The organism is Paraburkholderia sp. (assembly GCF_049581445.1).
Taxonomy (GTDB): Bacteria; Pseudomonadota; Gammaproteobacteria; order Burkholderiales; family Burkholderiaceae; genus Paraburkholderia.
Genome location: NZ_JBAURZ010000088.1, coordinates 18831 through 39060 on the forward strand (window position 1 = coordinate 18831; position 20230 = coordinate 39060).

The 20230-nt window shown below is 62.0% G+C and carries 18 protein-coding genes; 7 read left to right on the top strand and 11 right to left on the bottom strand.

Features of this window, described 5'->3' with window-relative positions:
- The first annotated feature begins 25 nt into the window (after positions 1-25).
- Positions 26-613 (top strand): xanthine dehydrogenase accessory protein XdhC, encoded by a 588-nt coding sequence (gene xdhC / locus WCA85_RS07715; protein ID WP_424062593.1) that lies wholly within the window; start codon positions 26-28, stop codon positions 611-613.
- 64 nt (positions 614-677) lie between these two features.
- On the opposite strand, the gene WCA85_RS07720 is transcribed toward xdhC, so the two are convergent.
- The 3 genes from WCA85_RS07720 to WCA85_RS07730 form a co-directional block, all read right to left on the bottom strand.
- Positions 678-1667, bottom strand: a complete 990-nt coding sequence (locus tag WCA85_RS07720) for a LysR substrate-binding domain-containing protein (RefSeq protein ID WP_424062594.1) — start codon at positions 1665-1667, stop codon at positions 678-680.
- A 207-nt stretch (positions 1668-1874) separates the two neighbouring features.
- Positions 1875-2516, bottom strand: a complete 642-nt coding sequence (locus WCA85_RS07725; RefSeq protein ID WP_424062596.1) for a 2-hydroxychromene-2-carboxylate isomerase — start codon at positions 2514-2516, stop codon at positions 1875-1877.
- Positions 2517-2708: 192 nt separating this feature from the next.
- A complete protein-coding gene (locus WCA85_RS07730; RefSeq protein WP_424062598.1) occupies positions 2709-4136 on the bottom strand; it encodes a TAXI family TRAP transporter solute-binding subunit in 1428 nt (475 codons plus the stop codon).
- A gap of 567 nt (positions 4137-4703) precedes the next feature.
- Between WCA85_RS07730 and WCA85_RS07735 the strand changes: the two genes are divergently transcribed.
- Positions 4704-5054: a BON domain-containing protein gene (locus tag WCA85_RS07735; protein WP_424062600.1), complete on the top strand. Its 351-nt coding sequence runs from the start codon at positions 4704-4706 to the stop codon at positions 5052-5054.
- A gap of 342 nt (positions 5055-5396) precedes the next feature.
- Positions 5397-5651, top strand: a complete 255-nt coding sequence (locus WCA85_RS07740) for a hypothetical protein (RefSeq protein ID WP_424062601.1) — start codon at positions 5397-5399, stop codon at positions 5649-5651.
- Between the two features lie 7 nt (positions 5652-5658).
- Here the strand turns inward: WCA85_RS07740 and WCA85_RS07745 are convergent, their stop codons facing one another.
- The gene (locus WCA85_RS07745) at positions 5659-6447 is read right to left on the bottom strand and encodes a sulfite exporter TauE/SafE family protein (protein WP_424062603.1); all 789 of its coding nucleotides are present in this window, start codon (positions 6445-6447) and stop codon (positions 5659-5661) included.
- Positions 6448-8673: 2226 nt separating this feature from the next.
- On the opposite strand from WCA85_RS07745, the gene WCA85_RS07750 reads away from it, so the two are divergent.
- Positions 8674-9264 (top strand): hypothetical protein, encoded by a 591-nt coding sequence (locus WCA85_RS07750; protein WP_424062605.1) that lies wholly within the window; start codon positions 8674-8676, stop codon positions 9262-9264.
- Between the two features lie 38 nt (positions 9265-9302).
- Here WCA85_RS07750 and WCA85_RS07755 read toward each other — a convergent pair whose 3' ends face one another.
- The 4 genes from WCA85_RS07755 to WCA85_RS07770 all read right to left on the bottom strand — a co-directional run bounded on the left by WCA85_RS07755 (position 9303) and on the right by WCA85_RS07770 (position 10920).
- Positions 9303-9488: a hypothetical protein gene (locus tag WCA85_RS07755; RefSeq protein WP_424062606.1), complete on the bottom strand. Its 186-nt coding sequence runs from the start codon at positions 9486-9488 to the stop codon at positions 9303-9305.
- Between the two features lie 137 nt (positions 9489-9625).
- Complete coding sequence (locus WCA85_RS07760; protein ID WP_424062697.1) at positions 9626-10054, bottom strand: lytic transglycosylase domain-containing protein; 429 nt, start codon at positions 10052-10054, stop codon at positions 9626-9628.
- Between the two features lie 130 nt (positions 10055-10184).
- Positions 10185-10538: a hypothetical protein gene (locus WCA85_RS07765; RefSeq protein ID WP_424062608.1), complete on the bottom strand. Its 354-nt coding sequence runs from the start codon at positions 10536-10538 to the stop codon at positions 10185-10187.
- 13 nt (positions 10539-10551) lie between these two features.
- Positions 10552-10920, bottom strand: coding sequence for a hypothetical protein (locus tag WCA85_RS07770; protein ID WP_424062609.1), 369 nt, complete (start codon positions 10918-10920; stop codon positions 10552-10554).
- Between the two features lie 274 nt (positions 10921-11194).
- On the opposite strand from WCA85_RS07770, the gene WCA85_RS07775 reads away from it, so the two are divergent.
- Together WCA85_RS07775 and WCA85_RS07780 are read left to right on the top strand one after the other, a co-directional pair.
- On the top strand, positions 11195-13258 hold the full coding sequence (locus tag WCA85_RS07775) for a M3 family metallopeptidase (RefSeq protein WP_424062611.1): 2064 nt from the start codon (positions 11195-11197) through the stop codon (positions 13256-13258).
- 710 nt (positions 13259-13968) lie between these two features.
- Positions 13969-16197 (top strand): NADP-dependent isocitrate dehydrogenase, encoded by a 2229-nt coding sequence (locus WCA85_RS07780; RefSeq protein WP_424062613.1) that lies wholly within the window; start codon positions 13969-13971, stop codon positions 16195-16197.
- A gap of 156 nt (positions 16198-16353) precedes the next feature.
- On the opposite strand, the gene WCA85_RS07785 is transcribed toward WCA85_RS07780, so the two are convergent.
- Both WCA85_RS07785 and WCA85_RS07790 read right to left on the bottom strand, forming a co-directional pair.
- Positions 16354-16581: a hypothetical protein gene (locus tag WCA85_RS07785; protein WP_424062614.1), complete on the bottom strand. Its 228-nt coding sequence runs from the start codon at positions 16579-16581 to the stop codon at positions 16354-16356.
- Between the two features lie 348 nt (positions 16582-16929).
- Positions 16930-17838: a LysR substrate-binding domain-containing protein gene (locus WCA85_RS07790; RefSeq protein ID WP_424062616.1), complete on the bottom strand. Its 909-nt coding sequence runs from the start codon at positions 17836-17838 to the stop codon at positions 16930-16932.
- A 101-nt stretch (positions 17839-17939) separates the two neighbouring features.
- Between WCA85_RS07790 and WCA85_RS07795 the strand changes: the two genes are divergently transcribed.
- Positions 17940-18878 (top strand): DMT family transporter, encoded by a 939-nt coding sequence (locus WCA85_RS07795; protein WP_424062618.1) that lies wholly within the window; start codon positions 17940-17942, stop codon positions 18876-18878.
- Positions 18879-18987: 109 nt separating this feature from the next.
- Here the strand turns inward: WCA85_RS07795 and WCA85_RS07800 are convergent, their stop codons facing one another.
- Complete coding sequence (locus tag WCA85_RS07800) at positions 18988-20208, bottom strand: lanthionine synthetase C family protein (protein ID WP_424062620.1); 1221 nt, start codon at positions 20206-20208, stop codon at positions 18988-18990.
- Positions 20209-20230: the final 22 nt, after the last annotated feature.

Consider the following 20230-nt stretch of genomic DNA (forward strand, 5'->3'; position numbering starts at 1 on the left):
CTGAAGCGCTACGGGAATGCTTGCGATGATGAACACGCCTACCTTCGTTCAGATTGGCCGCCGCAGCAGCCATGCTTTATCGCGGCCGGCGCCGATGCATGTGGTGCTGTTCGGCGCCGGACACGTCGGCCACGCACTCATTGCGCTGCTGGGCAGCCTGCCGTGCGTCGTCCAGTGGGTTGATGAGCGCGACGAGCTGTTCCCCGATGAAGTGCCGGCGAACGTGCAGATCGAGGCCACCGATACGCCCGATGCGATTGTCGACAGCGCACCGGCCGGGGCATATTTCCTCGTCATGACGCACAATCACGCGCTCGATTTTTCGCTTGCCGCGCGCATCATGCGGCGGCGTGACTTCACCTACTTCGGGATGATCGGCTCGAAGACCAAGCGCGTGAAATTCGAACGACGCCTGATCGAGCGTGGGGTGGACCTGGATCGGCTGGTCGAGATGACCTGCCCGATTGGGGTGACGGGCATCGTCGACAAGGCGCCTCCGTCAATTGCAGTGGCCGTATGCGCCGAGCTGTTGCAGGTGCGTTCGCGAGCCTCTAGCGAACCTTTGCAGGTACAGAAGACGGCCGCACAAAGCGCGCTCTACGCCAGCGTTTAGGCAGCAAGCTGGCAAGAAGCAAACGGGCGCCACCATCGCGCTGACGTGACTGATCCTCGAGTCGTCAGCGTCCCTGAATAGCCATCCCACGCGGCGCATCCGGCGCCCGCTTCGCACGTCGCGTCTTCTGGGCCACCAGCAGATCGGACACCTCTGACATCAAGGTACGCAGCCAGCCAATATCGCCTGGTCGGTCGGGTTGCGGATGCCACAACTGATAACACTTGATGCGTGGAAACGGGATCGGCACGTCGACCACCGCGAGCGGCAGCATGTTCGCGTAGTGGATGGCGAAACGGCGCGTGGTCGTGAAGATCAGATCCGATTGCAGCAACACCTGCGGCACGAGGCCGAAGTATGGGAGTGTCGTCACGATACGGCGCTGCGCGCCAGCCCGTGCAAAGCCCGTATCCACTGCACCGCTGCTCGCCCCGCTGTAGGGCGTTGGCGCGAGGTGCGGGGCCGCCAGATAGGTCTCGCGCGTCATCGGCGCCTGCGCAAGCGGATGGTCCGCGCGCATCAGACAGACCACCGTGTCGGAGAACAGATCGCTCTTCTCGAAGCGCGTATCCGGCTTCGGCCAGTTGCCGATCACGAGATCCAGCTCGCCGGCATCGAGCGCGGCGGCGTGGTCGAGCGTCGGATTCAGCGAATCGATCTCGAGGCGCGCGTGCGGCGCCGCTTCGCGAAACTGCGCGATCACGGTCGGCATGAAAAAGTCGTTCAGATAGTCTGGCGCCGCAACCCGGAACGTGCGGCGCGTGCGGCCCGGATCGAAATCGCCGTGCGGCGTGGCGACAAAATCCACTTCGCGCAGAACGCGTTGCGCAGACGCCAGCAGCGATTCGCCGTATTCGGTCGGAACCATGCCAGCCTTGCCGCGCACGAGGATGGGATCGTTGAGCGTCTCGCGCAGCTTGCGCAGCGCCGTGCTGATGGCGGGCTGAGTCTGGTTCAGGCGCTGCGCCGTCTGCGTGACGCTGCGCTCGACGAGCAGCGTCCGCAGCACGCGGACGAGCCAGATATCGAGGGAGGCGGCGGTGTCGTCGTCCATGGATCAGGTGGGCGGATCAGACTTCAAGGATACGCATTACGGAGCCGCTTGCCAGACGGCTCACGCAGCGGTGCGCGAAGACCATAACCTTAGGCCTGTTTGCGCTGCGTCGGCCATAGCAGGCGCGGTATGGCCGGGATCACAGCGGGGAGCACGCACCGCGTCAAGCCAACAATTGCCTTTCGGCGTAACGAAGCGCCGGGCGCGTCAGACCTTCAGACCCGAGGGCAACGAACTGATGCGCTTCACTTCCCGCGACTCGAGCCAGTTCGGTGTGCGTGCACAGTACAGCACCATCGGCAGTGCGTCTTCACCCCAGAACAACTGGTCATTGAGCCAGAAAGTCGGCACGCCGAACACCCCTAGCTCGATGGCGTCCTTTGTATTGCGATTCAGTTGGGCCAAGGTTTCTTCGCGCTGGATCAGTTCGGGACCGTCCGGCAGACCGACTCGTTCGCACAGCGCCGCGAAGCCCTCATCGGTTGACGGGTCACGCCCTTCGCGCCAGATGAAGCGAAAGATCTCCCGTACGCATTGGACGTCAGCCTTGGCCGCTACGGCGAGCAACAGTGGCTTGATCGAATCGAACGGATGCGCCGGCGGCATCTTGAACGGAATGCCCAATTGCTCGGCGCGAAACAGCGCGTGCCGGTACGCATAGACGCGCTTGGCGGGCACGCCGTAGGCGGGGCGCTGGCCCCAGTGCTGCTGGAGCTCGTTGAGCAGCACTGGCGTAAAGACGAACGGAAAGCCCGGCCATTTGTCATGTTGCTCGAGCAACAGGTACGTGAACGGTGAGACAAAGTCGTAAAACCACAACGGTTGCGTGGCGTCGATGCCATCGGTCATAGATGTCTCCCGGATTGCTCGGAACTGGATGGCTCGCTGCGAATCACACGCGTCCGTTACACGCGTCTGCTACGCGCGTCTGCTAAACCATCCAGTCTGATGTGATCTTACGCGGAGCGGGACTCGCGTGCTGGGTCGGATTGAATTTCAGCGCCCGCTGAAAATATGCCGCCCGTAAGCCATCTGGGACCCTCACGCCGTTTGCGGCGGCGAGGCGGACGGCTTGCCAGCATCGTCCGATTCATTCTGCGCAACATGAGAATGCGCCGCATCATACGGATGGTCGCGCCCTTGCGTGAGCCGCGTGCGAACGAAGCCAATGTGCTCGCGCAAGACGTAGAACTGGTCAGCGTAGGCGAGCGGCATCTTAAGCCCGTTGACGGATTCCTCGATCGTGTCGAGCCGCTCGATCAGCGACTGGCGCTCCTCGGCGGAGGTCTCGCTGAGTGCGCCGCGTTCGATGGCGATCAACGCGCCATACCAGCGGTAGATGCGCGATTTCACCCGCCATGCGTACAGCGACGGCACCAGCCGCAACGCCGGGATCAGGATGACCACCAGCGGCACGACTACCACTAGCAGCCGGTCGGCGAGACTCGCGATCCAGAACGGCAGCATCCGGTACAGGAAGCTCTTGCCCGATTTGTAGTAGCGCGCGGCGTCGTCGCTGATGGGGAAGTCGTGGGCAAGCGGGGCGGGGAATTCACCGGCGTGCTGCAGCAGGTTGGCCTTGCCATGCACCTCCCGCGCGGCCTCGATCAGCAGATCGGAGAGCGCTGGGTGCAGCGAGTCGCGTGCAACCAGTTCCTCGGTGGGCGCCACCATCTGGATCGGCGCCGCGGGCAGATTCTTGCCGAAGTCGAAGGCACCCATCGGTATATGGATTTGCGTCAGATAAGGAAAGCGGCGGGCGTACGCTTCAGCTTGGGTAAAGTTGTAGAACTGGACGTTCGGCGTGCGCGTCAGCTTGTACATCACCGGCGGCTGGGCAGAATCGCCGGTCAGAAATGCCGCGTCGACCTTGCCCGAGACCAGCGCCTGGGCGGCTTCATCGCCGGAGAGCGGCAGCAGTTTGGTGGTGCCGTCCGGCTCGATCCCGTTTGCCTTGAGCAGTGCGAGGGCCAGCTCGCGTGTACCGCTGCCTTCAGCCCCAATGGCGAGCCGTTGCCCCTTGAATTCGGATAGCCGCGTGACGGTCGGACCGTGATAGAACAGCGCCAGCGGCACGTACGCCACGCTTCCCAGCGACATCAGGCCGTTTATGGGCTGGCCGGGCGTGATGCCGTCCTGGACGAAGCCCACGTCGACCTTGCTATGCGGATCGGACAGCCGCTGAAGATTTTCAGCCGAGCCTTTGGAGGTCAGCACATTGAGCGTGATGCCGTTGCGCGCGAGAATCGTCTTGTATTTCTGTGCCGCATTCCAGAACGAACTGCCTTGCGGGCCCGTCGTGATGGTCAGCGTGTTCGGCGGCGCGGGCTGGATCAGGCGCACCGCGAACCAGATCGCGGCGACGCTGATCAGCAGGATCGGACCGAACGATACCGCCAGATCGCGCCACGAAATCGCCACGAAGCGGGCGACAAGGCGAGGAGGTTTGCGGCCGTTGGAAGACTTCATGGGCTGGCGTGACGGCTCTGGCCGTTCAGTGAATTGATTGAACCTGGGCGCGCCGTGACCCGGGCAGCGCCGCCCCAAGCCCACATGGCAGGCCGGCCCGGAGGCGCCTGCACAGCGGCACACGGCCTGCGTCATGCGGGGCGCGCTCGCGCCGATGGTACATGAGATTGGCGCCGCGGCGGCCTGCCGCGCCGTGCCATGGTTTAACAAACCCGTAACAATTCGTGAACGCCACGCCACGCATGGGCCCCGCATCCTGCTAAACCCTTTGCGCTTCTGGCGCGTGTAGATTAAATTGTGCATCGTTGCTGCGATTCAACGTTTGCACAACGCGACCCGGCGCGACAAAGGAGAACCGGGCGCCTTGACGAACTTCGCAGCATGCCGGACTGTGTGTCACCCAGAAGGTGATCCAGGCCGGCCCCTCTCGCCTCTCGCACTCCGTGTTAAAGCCATAACTTGGCTGTTGCCAGGCCGCGCCTCGTCGCGTCCGGCGCAACGGCCGCCAGAAGTCGTAACGAAGCCGCTTTTTCGATGCGGTCATAACCGAAGTAAAAAGGAGAAGTCATGAAATCGGTCGATTTTCTGAAGGCGCTGGGTGGTGTAGTGGCGGTAGTTGTCGCTTGCAATGTGTACGCACAGTCAAGCGATGCAATGGCATCGGGTGCAATGGCTGCACCGAGCGCCAAGACCGTCAAGAAGGCGGACCGTGCGTTGGGCCGCAAAGTGCGCAGCGCGCTTGCCAAGGCTCAGGGTATCGACGTGTCGAACATCGCTGTGCGCTCACGCGGCGGCGCAGTGGCGCTGACTGGTTCGGTGCCTGACCAAAGCCAGATCGACAAAGCGACTCAGGTTGCGCAGGGTGTTGCTGGCGTAAGCTCGGTGACGAACAAGCTGACGGTAGTAATCCCGCACTAATCGCACCAGTCAGGGCGCGGGGCGGCCCGAAGCCGGGCCGGGACTGATAGCCTTCGCAGAGTTTGAAGGTGAATCCGGCTGGGTGTGCCGCGCGCCGTCCTGGTGTCCTGATCGTGCCCGCTGTCCGGGTGCGCCGCGTTTACGTATGCCCGAAACGGGTCTTGGCCATTGGCCAAGACCCGTTTTTTATTGGCGCTGAAAGGAGGCGCAACGTGACATTGCGAAACGGCTGGCAGCAGGCCCACCGGTGGTGCGCTATGACACACACTTTTCTTTGTTTGAGGCGTAGTGTGAAGCTTGTGGAGCCGGAGCCAACCCTGAGCGAACCCGGAGTGAGCCAAAATGGACACGACCCTTCAGCACTACACCGATCTGCCGATCGGCGAACGGGCAGCGTTCGAGCTGGTATGCGCGCGGCATGGCTTTGCGCCGGCGCACTTTGAGGTCACCGAGTCGCCCGATCCGGACGATCTCGCTCACCACCGGCGCCTCGTGACGATACGCCGTGGCGGCTGGGCGCAGTCGTATCGCGCCGACGAAGCCGGCTACTGGGTGCGGCAGTTTGAAACCGACCTGAACTGCCGCTTCTTCAAATAGCCGGGATTCAGGACATCACCAGCCTCACGCCGACGAGCGTCAGCGTGGCGGCGAGGACGTTGCGCAAGAGCGCGTCCGGCGCCCGTGAAGACAGGAAACTGCCGATCGCGATGCCTGGCAGCGACCCCACCAGCAGTGACAGCAGCATCGACCAGTCGATCGATCCCAGCAGCCAATGGCCGGCCCCTGCGAGCAGGGTGAGCGGCACGGCGTGCGCGATGTCCGAGCCTACGATGCGCGTGGTGGGCAGCCGCGGATACAGCAGCAACAGCACCGTCACACCAATCGCGCCCGCACCCACCGATGTCAGCGAGACCAGCACCCCAAGCACCGCGCCCGTCAGCACCGTCAGGGCCAGCGTGCGGCCCTGCGTCAGCGCACTCTCGCGGCCCGCGCCGAGCTTCGCGAGTTGCGGCCGGAACACGAGCGCCACGGACGTGATCAGCAAGGCTGCGCCGAGTACGATCTGAATCAGCCGGCTCGCGCCAGGCGAGTCCATGCCGTAGCGATGCAGCAGGATCAAGGTCACGGTGGCAGCGGGGACGCTCCCGGCGGCGAGTCGCGTGGTCACCTGCCAGTCCACCGAACCCTTAAGGCCATGGACCAGCGTACCGGTCGCCTTGGTGGCGGCGGCGTACAGCAGATCGGTGCCGACCGCCGTCGCGGGGTGGACCTTGAACAGGAGAACGAGGATCGGCGTCATTAACGAGCCGCCGCCGACGCCGGTTAATCCGACGAGAAAGCCGACAAACAGGCCGGACACGGAATACAGCAGTTCGATATGGGGAAGTGCCATTGAGCGGACCGCTACCGGTCTGATGGGGGTTGCGAAGCGCTTCCTCGACCTTGCCGCACGTCACGTCAGACGGCGCAGACGTGGGATGAGCGGCGCGGACAGGCGCGGCAAAGGCGCTATTGTCGCAAAACTGCGGCGCTAATGTATTCGACGCGGTCGCCGGGCCGGTTTCCTGCTCAAGCTGGCGCGCGGCGGCGCCTGTCAAGCAAAACGGCGCGCAACGGACTGAATCATCCGATGCGCGCCGCTCATCCGGCCTCGGCAGCGATAGCGGAATGCTCTCGCTGCCAGCGCGGATTTAATGCTTTTTCTGCGTGGCCGACGGTGCCGGCGTCACCCGGATCGGCGTTGCGCCCGAAGGCAAGGTGGTCGGGGTCGGCTTTTTTGACTGTTTCGGTTTCTTTACTTCGCGATTGCTGCGCATCTGACCTTTTGCCATGACTGGGCTCCCCATTAGCATGTGTGCTCGTCGAAATGTTCGAGCATCAAACGAAGTGTGCGCTGTTTTGTCAGTGCTGTCGCGCAACATTTGCGTGTGCTGGATAGTATCCGATTTAGACTGATTTACAGGCTGATTATCATCGATCCGCCAACTGTCCGAAATGGCCGATTGATCTTTATTCGCAAGCAGATCATATTGTTCTTAGTCCGGTTATTCATTAACGGACGCTTCCCAATTAGAAAAACCATTATTGATAACGCCAGTCGTGCCAGACGCCCTCGTCGTCGGTGGTGAGTATCGCGCTCCACCAGGCGGACATGTCTGTTCTCGCAACGTAAATGGCGGGTCGGCCAATGCTAAGTGATTTCGCTTCCGGTCAGGATGATTCGACACAATGCCGTCATTGCGGGGTGACGGTGGCCACCCATTTGCTGTCCTGTCCTTCGTGTGGAGCAAGCCGGTCAGATCCGCTCGGCTGGTATCCGCCGATGGCTGCGTCCGCAAGCGCCCGGCTCCCCGCGCCGCAAGCGTCGGTTCAGCCGCAACTGGCGGCCCCGGCGGCCTGGAACTCGGCTGCGGGTGTCGCCGATGACGAGTTTTACGCGAGGCACAACCCGTGGCGGGAGCCGAAATCATCCCACAAGCTTTGGTTCATGGTGGCGGGAGGCTTGCTGCTGGTCGCCGGCGTGGCAGGTGCGTATCTTTTGCTCAGACCAGAGCGGGTGGTTCCGAAAGCGGCATTCGGCTCGGTCACGACGCAGCAGGCAACGCCGCCTGTTGCGATGTCCTCAAAGAGTGCGGTGATGGCGGGGACGGCCCAACCGGCGGTTTCGATGCCTCCGGGTCCACAGGCAGGTGCCACGCCAAAAGTGGTGGCTCCGCCGAAACTGGTTGAGGCTGGGCCGGCCAATCATAAGCAGGGCGAACCGAAACAGGCGGAGCTGAAGTCGGCAGAAGCTGCGCCGGGTCTATCGGGTTCTGCAGCATCGAAGCCAGAGGTGCAGAGCCTGGCTGTGCAGACCGGCCCGCACGAGAGAGCGACTGCGCCTGCGCCGCTCGTGGCCAAGCCTGCTGCGGATACGGGAGGCGCTGTGGGCGGTCCGGCTGTGTCCGTTCAAGCTGGGGCTAAGTCTTCGGCGTCCGGTCAAACTGGTGTCACGACCGGGCCTCTGGTATCCAATCAATTGAGTTCCGTAGGCAAGCCGTCAGCGTCCAATCAAGCTGGCGTCGCAAACGGGCCATTGCTTTCTAGTCAATTGAGTGTTGTGGGCAAGCCCCCAGTTTCCGGCCAAACTGGCGTCGCAACCGGGGCTTCGGTTTCCAATCAAGCGAGCATCGCAGCCAAGCCGTTGGTGTCGACTCAAGCCAGCGTCGCAGTCAAACCGTCCGTGCCCACTCAAGCTAGCGTCGCGCCCGGCTCTTCGGTATCCGTTCAAGTGAGCGCAGCAGCGAAGCCGTCCGCGTCCACTCAAGTTGGCGTCGCAAACGGGACTTCGGTATCCAATCAAGCGAGCGTCGTAGCCAAGCCCTCAGTGTCCACTCAAACTGGCGTCGCAACCGCGACCTCGGGATCCAATCAAGTGAGTGCAGCAGCCAAGCCGTCGGTGACGACACAAGCAGCCGTCGCAACGAGGCCTTTGGGCTCTAATCAAACGAATGCCGTAGCCAGGCCCTCAGTGACGACGCAGGGAGCCGCCGCAACGGGTCCTTCGGTTTCCAATCAGGCGAGCGTCACGGCCAAACCGTCAGGGTCCAACCAGGTGAGCGTCGTGACTGGACCATCGGTGTCCAATCAAGTGAGCGCGGCAACGAAGCCGTCAGCGTCCAGGCAAGCTAGCGTTTCGTCCAACCCAATCGCGATCAACAAGCCGAGCGCTTTGCCCCTGCCGACCGCGCCGAAATCGCGCGAGGCCTCAACCACTGCGTCACGCGGTTCGGCATCCTCACCGCATCCCACGGTTGTCGCCAAACGTGATGCACAGAGTAGCGCCGAGCAAACCAGTCATGACGTCAACCGGAATCTGCAACTGGCCCGTGCGATGCTGGCTAAGGACGATGTCTCCGCAGCAAGGTCACACTTGACCGCAGCCTTTGCCGCGCAGCCCAAGAACCAGGACGCACAAAGTCTGGACGCGACAATGAGCGCGCGCGAGCAGGAGCGCGATGCCGTCCTGCAAGCCGCGCGCAATTGTGAACTCAGTGGTCGATGGATTTGCGCCTGGCACAACGCGGGCACCGCGATCGTGATCGATTCGGGTAGCGTGGATGCAAAGCGGATCCTCTCACATGCCATGCAAGAGGCTGAGGACGCCAGAGCGCCCGCCCCAGCGCCTGTCGTCCAGCCGCCGCGCAAACTACTGCCGTATCACCATTAACAGCAGGCGTCAGCGTTTACAACTGGCGTCAGCGTGCCTCATGGGGTTGCAGTGCCACTGTCGTCTACCTCGTCATTCTCAGGCTTCTTCTCGGGCAATGGCTCATTCAGACCGGGTTCGACCGGAGTCGGGATGGCGTCGCCAATCGGTTTTGAGATGTCGTTCGGCGGCTCGTCGGCAGGCTTGCCGGATTCCTCGTGCGCATCACTGGATGGGCTCGTCACGGTGTTCTCCTGTCAGGCATAGAGATACCACGTGAGCAGCAACGCCCATACCTGGCCTGCAAAACTAAAGGGTGAAACGCCGTAACACCGCACCCAAACACCGCACAGCAAGCCCGTGCGTCAGCAGCCCATCTTACCTACCGCGACGCTTGCAGTTCGCCCCACGTCACCAGGATCTTTTGAATGTTGAGCGCATAGGCGTCGCGCTCTTTGGGCGACTCCGAGTGGTACGCCCCGATGGCGCGCCATGTGTTGCCGTACTTCACCATCTTCTGCTTGAGCAGCCATGCGGCCACGTAGACGTTGACGCATGGATCGGTGAGCGCGCGATGCGGCACGCCCTGGCGCGCGAGATCGTTGAAGTGCACCGAGTTGATCTGCAGCTGGCCGACGTCGATCGAGCCGTTGGCGTTACGGTTGATGGCGCCCGGATCATCCTTCGATTCAAACCAGGCGACAGCGCGCAGCACGGAAGGATTCACGCCTTGATAGGCTGCAGCCTGATTGAAGCAATCTTCCGCGCGCAATGCGCCGCAGAACAGCGAGAGCGCGAGTGCTGCATAAATCGGGGCGCTGAAAACGCGCTTGCAGCGGGATACGCCTTGCGCTGCGAACAGGTTTCGGGTCAACACGAATCATGCCTCCGTGTGTCTGCGATACCGGATGGATCGCAGCCTTGCGTTGAACAACGACGGCTTATCTGGCCGAACCGGAATCGAGCGCAAGATCAAGCTGCTTTTCGATCCCGCCCAGATAAGCACGCGATGCGTCAGATACGACGAGGTGTGCTGGCGGGGCTGTAAGCCTACGCTCCGGCGCACGTGACTTCTTTTTTCGCGCGGCTGGTCGAGGCGCGATGTCCTCGTCGTCGCCCGTAGTGGGCGGCAGCATGGCTAAGGTCGGCAGCGGCGGGTACACCTTGTTGGGCGCCGCCGATACTGACGCGACGGTGACTGCTTGCGCACCGCTAGCCGGCTGGCTTGCAGGCTGGCCTGCAAGCGCGGACGTGGCGAGCAGCAGGCCCGAGGCGAGGACGATGAGGCGATTCATACGCGCGGCTTCCTTATGGCGTTGGCCTGATCGACACGGTGTACGGCTGGTTGGCGCCTGCCGTCAGGTTGTCGAGGCTCAGCTTCACCGTGTGTTGCGTCGGCACGCCTCTCCAGATGGCCTGGTTCAGATACGTCAGGTCCTGGCCCAATGCGGTCACGAGGATCGTGGTGGGCTGCTTTTGCGACGCAGCAAGTGCGCCGGCCTTGCCCAATACGGCAGTCAGTTGCGGATCGCGGGCGCCGAGCGCATCCGGGGGAATCGTAAACGTCAGGATGTCGGTCGAGACGGGCGGCTTTTCGGGTTGAGTGGCTGCCACCGGCGGCAGTTGCGCACATCCGCTCAGGGCGAAAAGCGCCCCCCAGAACCACAGCTGTTTCATGAGACGCGCCTCCCTTAAGTGTCCTCGAGCCTATGAACGCGTTTTCGGCACCTTGAGCGGTAACTTGATAGGCATTGCGCAAACGTTTGCCAAAAAAGAAAACGTCTCTCAAGAATGGGCGTTAGACGCGCGTCCTTGGCCTGGGGGAGCCCGTCGGGAGGCGAAGTCGCTCGATAGGCTGCGCCTTGATCCCGCTCGAACGGCGCCTCTAGGTCAATTCTGCAAGTAGGGTCACACGAGGACTAGAATGTGATCCCGCGTTAAGGAAACCACCATGTCCCTCTCGCAAGAAACCAACCCTCTACTCGAGGAATGGCAGACCCCCTACGGCTTACCGCCGTTCGACCGCATTCTGCCCGAGCATTTCCCCCCAGCATTTGACGCCGCGATGCGGGAGCACACCCGTGAGATCGAAGCGATCGCCACGGCCAGCGACACCCCGACCTTCGAAAACTCAGCAGCCGCTTTCGACGCATGCGGGCGCAGCTTGCGCCGCATCGAACATCTGTTCTGGAATCTCGTCATGAGCGAGACTTCGCCCGCGCTGCAGGCGATTGAGCGCGATCTGTCGCCGCGTCTCGCGGCGCATGAAAACGCGATTTACCAGAACGAGGCGCTGCTTGGTCGCCTTCACGCGCTCTACGAGAAGCCCGCCCCTCTTTCGCTGACCACTGAGCAGACGCGGCTGCTTGAACGCCTGCAACTGGATTTCGAACGGGCCGGCGCCACGCTCGCGAAAGCAGAGAAGGCGCGGTTTGCGGTCATCGTGCAGGAACTGGCCGGGCTTTACACCCAGTTCGGCCAGAACGTGCTCGCGGACGAAGCGGCTTTTTCGCTGAGGTTGACCATGCCGGAAGACCTGGCTGGTCTGCCGACGTTTGTCCGCGCGGCGGCACTGGAGGCGGGGCGTGCGCGGGGCTTGCCCGAGGGCACTCACGTCATCACGTTGTCGCCGTCATTGGCCGATCCGTTCCTGACATTCTCCGAGCGGCGCGAACTGCGCGAACGCGTCTGGCGTGCGCGCCGCGAGCGCGGGGCTCATGCCGGTGAGTACCACAACCTGCCGGTCGCCGAGCGCATTGTCGCTTTGCGCCAGGAGCAGGCTGCGTTGCTCGGGTACACGACGTATGCGGACTTCAAGCTGGCAGATCGCATGGCGCCTACGGTCGAGGCGGTGGACGAATTGCTGCAGCGCGCGTGGCAGCCGGCAATCGAGAAAGCGCTCCACGACCGCGAACGCCTGACGGCGCTTGCCAAGGAGCTCGGCCAGCCGACGCCGATCGCGGCATGGGACTGGCGCTATCTGTCGGAGAAGGTGCGTCAGGAAAGCTTTGCCATCGACGACGCCCAGGTCAAGCCGTACTTCTCGCTCGATGCGATGCAGGCGGCGATGTTCGATTGCGCGTCGCGTCTGTTTGGCGTGCGTTTCACGGAACGTCACGGCGTGCCGCTTTATCATCCCGATGCGCGTTTGTGGGAAGTAGCGGACTCGGAAGGACGAATGATTGGCGTGTTCATCGCCGATAACTTCGCGCGCCAGACCAAACGCAGCGGCGCATGGATGAGCATCCTGCGCTCGCAGTCGGGCATCGATGGCGGCACCTTGCCCATCGTGCTGAACAACAACAACTTCGCGAAGGGCTCACCTACACTGCTCGGCTTCGAAGATATCCGTACGCTCTTTCACGAGTTCGGCCACGGACTGCATGGGTTGATGTCGAACGTGCGCTACGAGCGGCTCGCAGGCACGAACGTCCTCGCGGATTTCGTTGAACTGCCGTCGCAGTTGTTCGAGAACTGGGGCGCGGAGCGCGAGGTTCTGCTGCGTCACGCGCGGCACGTCGAGACCGGCGAGCCGATTCCCGAGGCGCTGCTCGATCGATTGCAGGCGGCAAGCCGGTTCAACCAGGCCTTCACGACGGTGCAGTATGTCGGCCCCGCGTTGATCGATATGGCCTTGCACGCGCGCACCGATCGCGAACCGGTCGATCTCGCCCGCTTCGAAGCGGAGTATGCGGAAAAGCTTGGTATTCCTGAGGATATTGGCATGCGCCACTATCTGACGCATTTCCAGCATTTGTTCTCCGGCGATTCCTACGCGGCGGGCTACTACGTCTATATGTGGGCCGAGGTGCTGGAGGCAGACGGTTATGCTGCTTTCAAGGAGGCCGGTGATCCGTTCCATCGTGATACTGCTGAGCGCCTGCTGAAGTGGATTTACAGCGTGGGCAATTCGATTGATCCGGCTACCGCGTTCAAGACGTTCCGTGGACGCGGGCCTGCGGTCGAACCCATGCTGGAAAAACGCGGCTTGCTGGAAGCCGCGGCACAGGGCTAAGTCCCCGCAGCGGGCGTTCCATGCTATGGACTCGCCCGCGTTTCGCTCACGGCGTCGCCAGGCAGGCGATGCGGACGGCGATCAGGTCGCAGTGATGCTGATGTGCCTCGGTAGGTCCCAGGTCATGACGCATGGCTCCGGTTCGCCGTTTGCGCATTGGCATGCAGGAAACCGCCTCGTTAGCCAATTGCAAGCCGGTGCGGCGAATTTTGCCGTGGCCAACTCAGTCGCGGGCTGGCTTCGCGCCGCGCAAGTTTGGCGCAGCCTGTAACAGTCTCTTCCCGGATGCGATGAAATATCTTGCAGCGGGTCGTCGCCCGATATCCGGTAAGGCGTACCATAGGCTCGTCGAAGCTAGTTCCTCGCGCAAGCCTTGCAGAATGGGCGGTCCCGGGACGCTGGCAAGGCGCGTTCGAGTCGCTCCGGCGCTATGTAATGGGGTGGAGTTACACCGCAAATACACCGGAAACAGGCCGCTTCAGGCACCGAAAAACCGCCCATTCACCGTGCCCAATCCCGCCGGAACGCCCTTTCAGCTGTCAAGGTGGCGAAGCGAGTTATGGTAAACACGCCTATACTCACGGGCGCGCCGCAAATGTCGTTTCGTGGGTCGCGCCCGGCTCCGGGGGTGGATTCTTTTAACGGTGCAACCTCGCTGGCTCAGCGCTACCCACGCTCTGTCTATCTTTTCACCTAGCAACGCCTCAGATATGTCTACATCGCCGAAGATCATCTATACCCTTACCGACGAAGCGCCAGCTCTGGCGACTTACTCGCTGCTCCCGATCGTCAAGGCTTTCACGCGCTCGTCCGACGTCGCCGTTGAAACGCGGGACATCTCGCTGGCCGGCCGGATCATCGCCGCTTTCCCGGATTATCTGACTGCGGAGCAGAAGGGGGCGGACGACCTCGGCGAACTGGGTGCACTTACCACGCGCCCGGAAGCGAACGTCATCAAGCTGCCGAACATCAGTGCCTCGGTGCCGCAACTGAAGGCCGCCGTCGCTGAACTGCGCGATCAGGGCTTCAAGCTGCCGGCATATCCGGACGAAGCCACGACCGACGAAGAGAAAGACGTCAAGGCACGCTACGACAAGATCAAGGGCAGCGCGGTGAACCCCGTGCTGCGCGAAGGCAATTCGGATCGCCGCGCACCGCTGTCAGTCAAGAACTACGCACGCAAGCATCCGCACAAGATGGGTGCATGGAGCGCGGATTCGAAATCGCACGTGTCCCATATGACTGGCGGTGATTTCTACGGTAGCGAAAAGTCGGCGCTGATCGCCGACGCCGGCAACGTGAAGATCGAACTGACGGCAGCTGACGGCACGAAGACCGTGCTCAAAGAGAAAACGGCTGTTAAGGCAGGCGAGATCATCGACGCGTCGGTGCTGAGCAAGAACGCGTTGCGCAGCTTCATCGAAGCGCAGATCGCCGACGCCAAGGCCAACAACGTGCTGTTCTCGGTGCACCTGAAAGCAACCATGATGAAGGTCTCGGACCCAATCATCTTCGGTCAGGTGGTTTCGGTGTTCTACAAGGACGTGCTGACCAGGCACGCGGATGCGCTGGCCAAGGTCGGCTTCAATCCGAACAACGGTATCGGCGACCTGTACGCACGCCTGAAGGATCTGCCGGCGGAGACGCGTGCCGCGATCGAAGCGGACATCAAGGCACAGTACGAACAACGCCCGCATCTGGCGATGGTCAACTCGGACAAGGGCATCACGAGCCTGCACGTGCCGAGCGACGTGATCGTCGACGCTTCGATGCCTGCGATGATTCGCGAGTCCGGCAAGATGTGGGGCGCTGACGGCGCGCTGCACGACGCCAAGGCAGTGATCCCGGATCGTTGCTATGCAGACGTTTATCAGGCGGTGATCGAAGACTGCAAGAAGCACGGCGCATTTGACCCGGTCACGATGGGCAGCGTGCCCAACGTCGGCCTGATGGCGCAAGCTGCGGAAGAATACGGTTCACACGACAAGACGTTCCAGATCAAGTCGAATGGCGTGGTTCGCGTCACCGACGTTGCCGGCAAGGTGCTGCTGGAGCAAGCGGTCGAAGAAGGCGACATCTTCCGTATGTGCCAGACGAAGGACGCGCCGATCCAGGACTGGGTCAAGCTCGCCGTGAACCGCGCCCGCGCCAGCAACACGCCGGCCGTGTTCTGGCTGGACGCCGCTCGCGCGCACGATGCGCAGATCATCAAGAAAGTTGAGCAGTACCTGAAGGACCACGACACCAGCGGTCTGGATATCCGCATCTTGACGCCGGTCGAAGCGACGAAGTTTTCGATCGAACGCATCCGTGCCGGCAAGGACACGATTTCGGTCACCGGCAACGTGCTGCGCGATTACCTGACCGACCTGTTCCCGATCATGGAACTGGGCACGAGCGCGAAGATGCTGTCGATCGTTCCGCTGATGGCCGGTGGCGGCATGTTCGAAACCGGCGCCGGCGGTTCGGCACCGAAGCACGTTCAGCAACTGGTCGAAGAAGGCTTCCTGCGTTGGGACTCGCTGGGTGAATTCCTGGCACTGGCCGCTTCGCTCGAACACCTGAGCAACGCGTACCACAACCCGAAGGCGCAGATTCTGGCCAGGACGCTCGATCAGGCAACCGGCAAGTTCCTCGACAACGACAAGTCGCCGGCACGTAAGGTGGGTGGTATCGACAACCGTGGCAGCCACTTCTACCTGGCGATGTACTGGGCTGAAGCACTGGCCGCGCAAACGGAAGACGCGGCATTGCAGGCCCAGTTCGCGGGCGTCGCAAAGGCGATGGCTGAGAACGAAGCGAAGATCGTTGCTGAGTTGGGCGCAGCGCAAGGCAAGCCGGTGGACATCGGCGGTTATTACCGTCCGAATGTCGAACTGACGAGCAAGGCCATGCGTCCGAGTGGCACGCTCAACAAGATCGTGGACTCAGTCGCGTAAGACTTAAGACGCAGATACACGCATCAGGAAACGCCACGGGCGGGCTGTACGGTAGTGTCACTCAGCATGACTGAGCGCGCGAACCGTCGGCCCGCCCGTGGCATATCTGCGCAGTGGTGCCGCACAACGATGTGCTTTGGGCGTGACGTCACGTATTTAAACGTGAACGATTTCCCAGTCGGCGATTTTCTCGGGAATTTCAAGCGTGGACGTGTCCGCTTCAGAGAGATGCGGGCAGCACACGCCACGGGCGAGGTCGTCAGCCGCGTGTTGCGGGCTGGCGAAAGCGCCGAGTTTCTCGTTACCGAACGACGCTTCCCAGCCGTCCTTGCCGGGCATGATGTAGAACGATCCTTCCGTCGAGCCAAAGCGAAAGCCTTCCATTTTAGTCTCCCAGTTCTCAATGAAATAACACGGTTCCATGGCTGTCCCGCATACGAGGCGCGAAACAGCGAATCTCTGATCGTTGCGGACCGGGCGCCTTTGGGCTTCCGATCCCGCCGCATTACCGCCGGCTCATGTAAAAGAGTCTACGCCGGAGAGGCGCTGGGAGAGCGCGGGTCGTGGGTTGGTTGAGATAAAAATTACGTTTAAAAATCAATTATTTATGATGCTTATTTCGTATTGTGGAACGTCGGACGGCATTGCGAAACGGCCGATTTGTGCCATGCACCACGATTTTTTGTAGTGCAAGGGTTCATTCCGCATCGTGAAATTTTGGCGAATTTGGGGCTAATCGGTCCGCTCGGCTGTGCGGGACGCCGCCGCAGTCTCAAGGAACCAGGCCTTCAGCGTGTTCGCGCCTGCCCGCAGTTCCGTCGTGCGCGGGTGCACCAGATAGTAAGCAGTGGGTAACGGCAATGCCTCCTCAAACGGTTCGATCAGTGAGCCGTTCGCCATTTCGGCTTGCGTCAGCAACGCGCTCGTGAGCACTACACCCTGCGCCCGCACGGCGGATTCGATGGCGATCAGGGACTGGTCGACATGGAGTCCAGCAATCTTGTCGATCTGCGCGCTGGTGAGTTCGCCGAACTGCGTGAGCCATGCATTCCAGTGCGGATGCAAGGTGTTATGCAGCAGCGTGGCGCGCTGCAGATCGGCGGGGCGCTTGAGCTTCAGTTGCCTCGCGTAGCCGGGGCTGCAATAGACGCGCGCCTCGTCCGCATACAACAGATGCACCGACAGCCCGGCATCGACCCCGTTGAAGTATCGAATGGCAAGGTCCACCGCATCGAGATCGAAGTCGACGAAGGCCGTCGATGTGCTCAGGTCCAGCGGAATCCCCGGATGGGCGATCAGGAAGTCTGTCATGCGCGGGGCGAACCATTTGGCGGCAAGACTAGGCGGCATCGACAGTCGCACGCCCTGGTTGCGTCCTTCACGCACGCGTCGGCTGGCCTCGACGATCTGCGCGATGGCCGGTTGAATTTGCGCGAAATAGGCGCGGCCTTCCGCCGTGGGGGTCACCTGGCGAATTTGCCGGACGAACAGGGCGGTACCCAGCCAGTCTTCCAGCTTCTGGATTTGCTGGCCAACCGCGCCAGGCGTCACGCTGAGTTCGTTGGCGGCTAGAGTAAAACTGCCAAGGCGCATTGCAGAGTCTAGCGCCAGTAGGGCCTTCAGGGGTGGGATGGCGCGCATGGAATAGTTCTGCTATCTCATCGGGGAAATTTAATCGTTTGTACCGCAACGGGGGCGCCGACACAATCGGGGCATCGCAAGGTTGTACAAGGCTCCCTGACATGAATCCCGCCTATCTCGCCTTCGCTGCGCTCGGCCTTATCTGGGGAAGCAACTTCCTGTTCATGAGGTGGGCCAGCGAGTGGATCTCGCCGGCCCAGATCGTGTTTCTGCGCGTGCTATTCGGTTTCTTGCCGATCCTTGTGTACGCCCTGGCGACGCGCGCCCTCAAGTGGCGCCATCTGCGGCACGCGCATCACTTCATCGTAATGTCGCTGCTCGCTACCGCCGTCTATTACTACGCGTTCGCGAAGGGCGCGTCGTTGCTTCTGTCGAGCGTGGCTGGCATGTTGAGCGGGGCGATTCCGTTGTTCTCATTTGTTTGCGCGTGGGTACTGCTACGAGACGAACGTCCGACGGCCCGTATGATCGGCGGCGTGCTATGCGGTTTTCTTGGAGTCGTGCTGATCGCGCATCCGTGGACCGGCTTGGGGGCAGGTGTCGACCGGCACGGCGTGCTGTACATGGTGGCGGGATCGTTGAGCGTCGGATGCTCATTTGCCTATGCACGGCGCTTTCTAACCGTGCTGAATCTGTCGCCGCTCGCGCTTACCACCTGGCAGATCGGTTTCGCTTTACTCGTCATCAGTTGCGTGACCGATTTTCACGGCATCACCAGCATCACCGCCCATACCGGGGCGCTCGCTGGCCTGGTGCTTGGATTGGGGTTGCTGGGAACCGGGCTGGCTTACATGCTCTACTACTTCATCGTGCAAAGGCTCGGTGCGCTCGCCGCTTCTAGCGTGACGTACATTCCGCCGGTGGTCGCGTTGCTGATGGGGATGCTGTTTGCAGGGGAAGCCATCGGGCCGCTGCAACTGCTCGCCATGGCGTGCATACTCAGCGGCGTCTATCTGCTGCAGAGCGGGCGGCGGGGCAAGGCAAGTACCGCGTCTGAGCGGCCGCGCAATGAGAGTTTGAGCGCGGACGCGCGCGGGTGATTCTCTGAAATCGCATTTGCAACGGACAGCAGCGGCAGAACAAATAGCACCACGCTGCGCCGCGACCAGGACGGGCACCTCGATCCCCACGTGCCGTCCCGCACGCGCCTCATGTCCTCGCGGCGTAGAACACATCCATTGCTGGAAATGAAGCCGCGCCGCGCAGGCAGTCCCACAGGAAGATCGCGAAGCCAAGGTCGCCAGTCCATAGCGAATAGCGCAGGCTTCCGTAGGTCGCTTCATCAGCCTCAGTTTGCGCGATGCCGTGCATTGCGAATGCCCGCGCGCGGTTCAACCATTTGATATCGCCGGTGCGCTGATAGAGGCACAGAAACGCATAAGCGTTACCGCCCGTACCGTGACAAAGGTTGGAGCCTTTGATCAACGGCCCCGCTGCCCATGTCGCTTCCCCGCCCGCCAGCAACAGCGGGTCGAGTTCACGGCTCGGTAACTGCGCGAGGCAAACAATAAATCCCGGCGCACCATGGCATAGCTGCATGAGCATGCGCGGCGTGCGGCCTTCGGGTGGAATCAGAAACGCTCGCCAGTTCGCCTGATCGCCTTCCACCGTCGCCGTGCTGCGGATGGTATTGACGATGCAGCGCTCCCATTCGCGCCAACGATCTGCATCGAGCAGATGCCGGCCTCGGATCAATGGCAGCGCCGTTGCGACGAAACCGTGCACTCCGTCGAGAAACGTGGACTGCGTGCCGTACATGTCCTGCGTCCAGTAGTGGCAACCGTGTTCCTCCGACCACTTCAACTCGGACCACAGTTGGTCCGCTGTCATGCGGAACAACTCAGCCCAACGCTCGTCGTGCGTGCGCTCGTGCAGGAAGGCCGCCGCGAGGAGTGTGCCGGGCGAGCCCCACATGAGTTCGCGCGTGGGGTTATCCACGTTCTGCGCGATGAGTTCTGCGAGTCGGTCAGCCAGCGGCGCGGTCGGGGCGTGGCCGTATTCGAGCATCAGCCACGGCGTCTCGCCCATCAGCCATGATGAAAAATCGGTGCTGTCGTTGGCTTCGAGCCATGCGCGATTCGCGGCGCATAACGAATCGGCGTGCTCCAGCGGATTACGTTCGAGCTTGACCGCACCCACGGCCTCAAGGTAATCGAGCGCCCACGCCACGCCGCATGCGCCGTGGTAAAGCGGTGCAAGTGGGGTGAGCGCGTCCGCGTCCTCGTCGTCGCGCGGATCGACCGGCCAGCCTCCGTGCGCGGCGCGATGGGCTTCGGTGTTGCTGACGATTCGGGCGATCGTCTGTCTGACGCGGGACTCGTCCCATTCAAGCGCTTGCAGCGCTTCGTGGCGGGTTGGGTCGAAAAGCATGCATACCTCGTGTTTAGGTGAA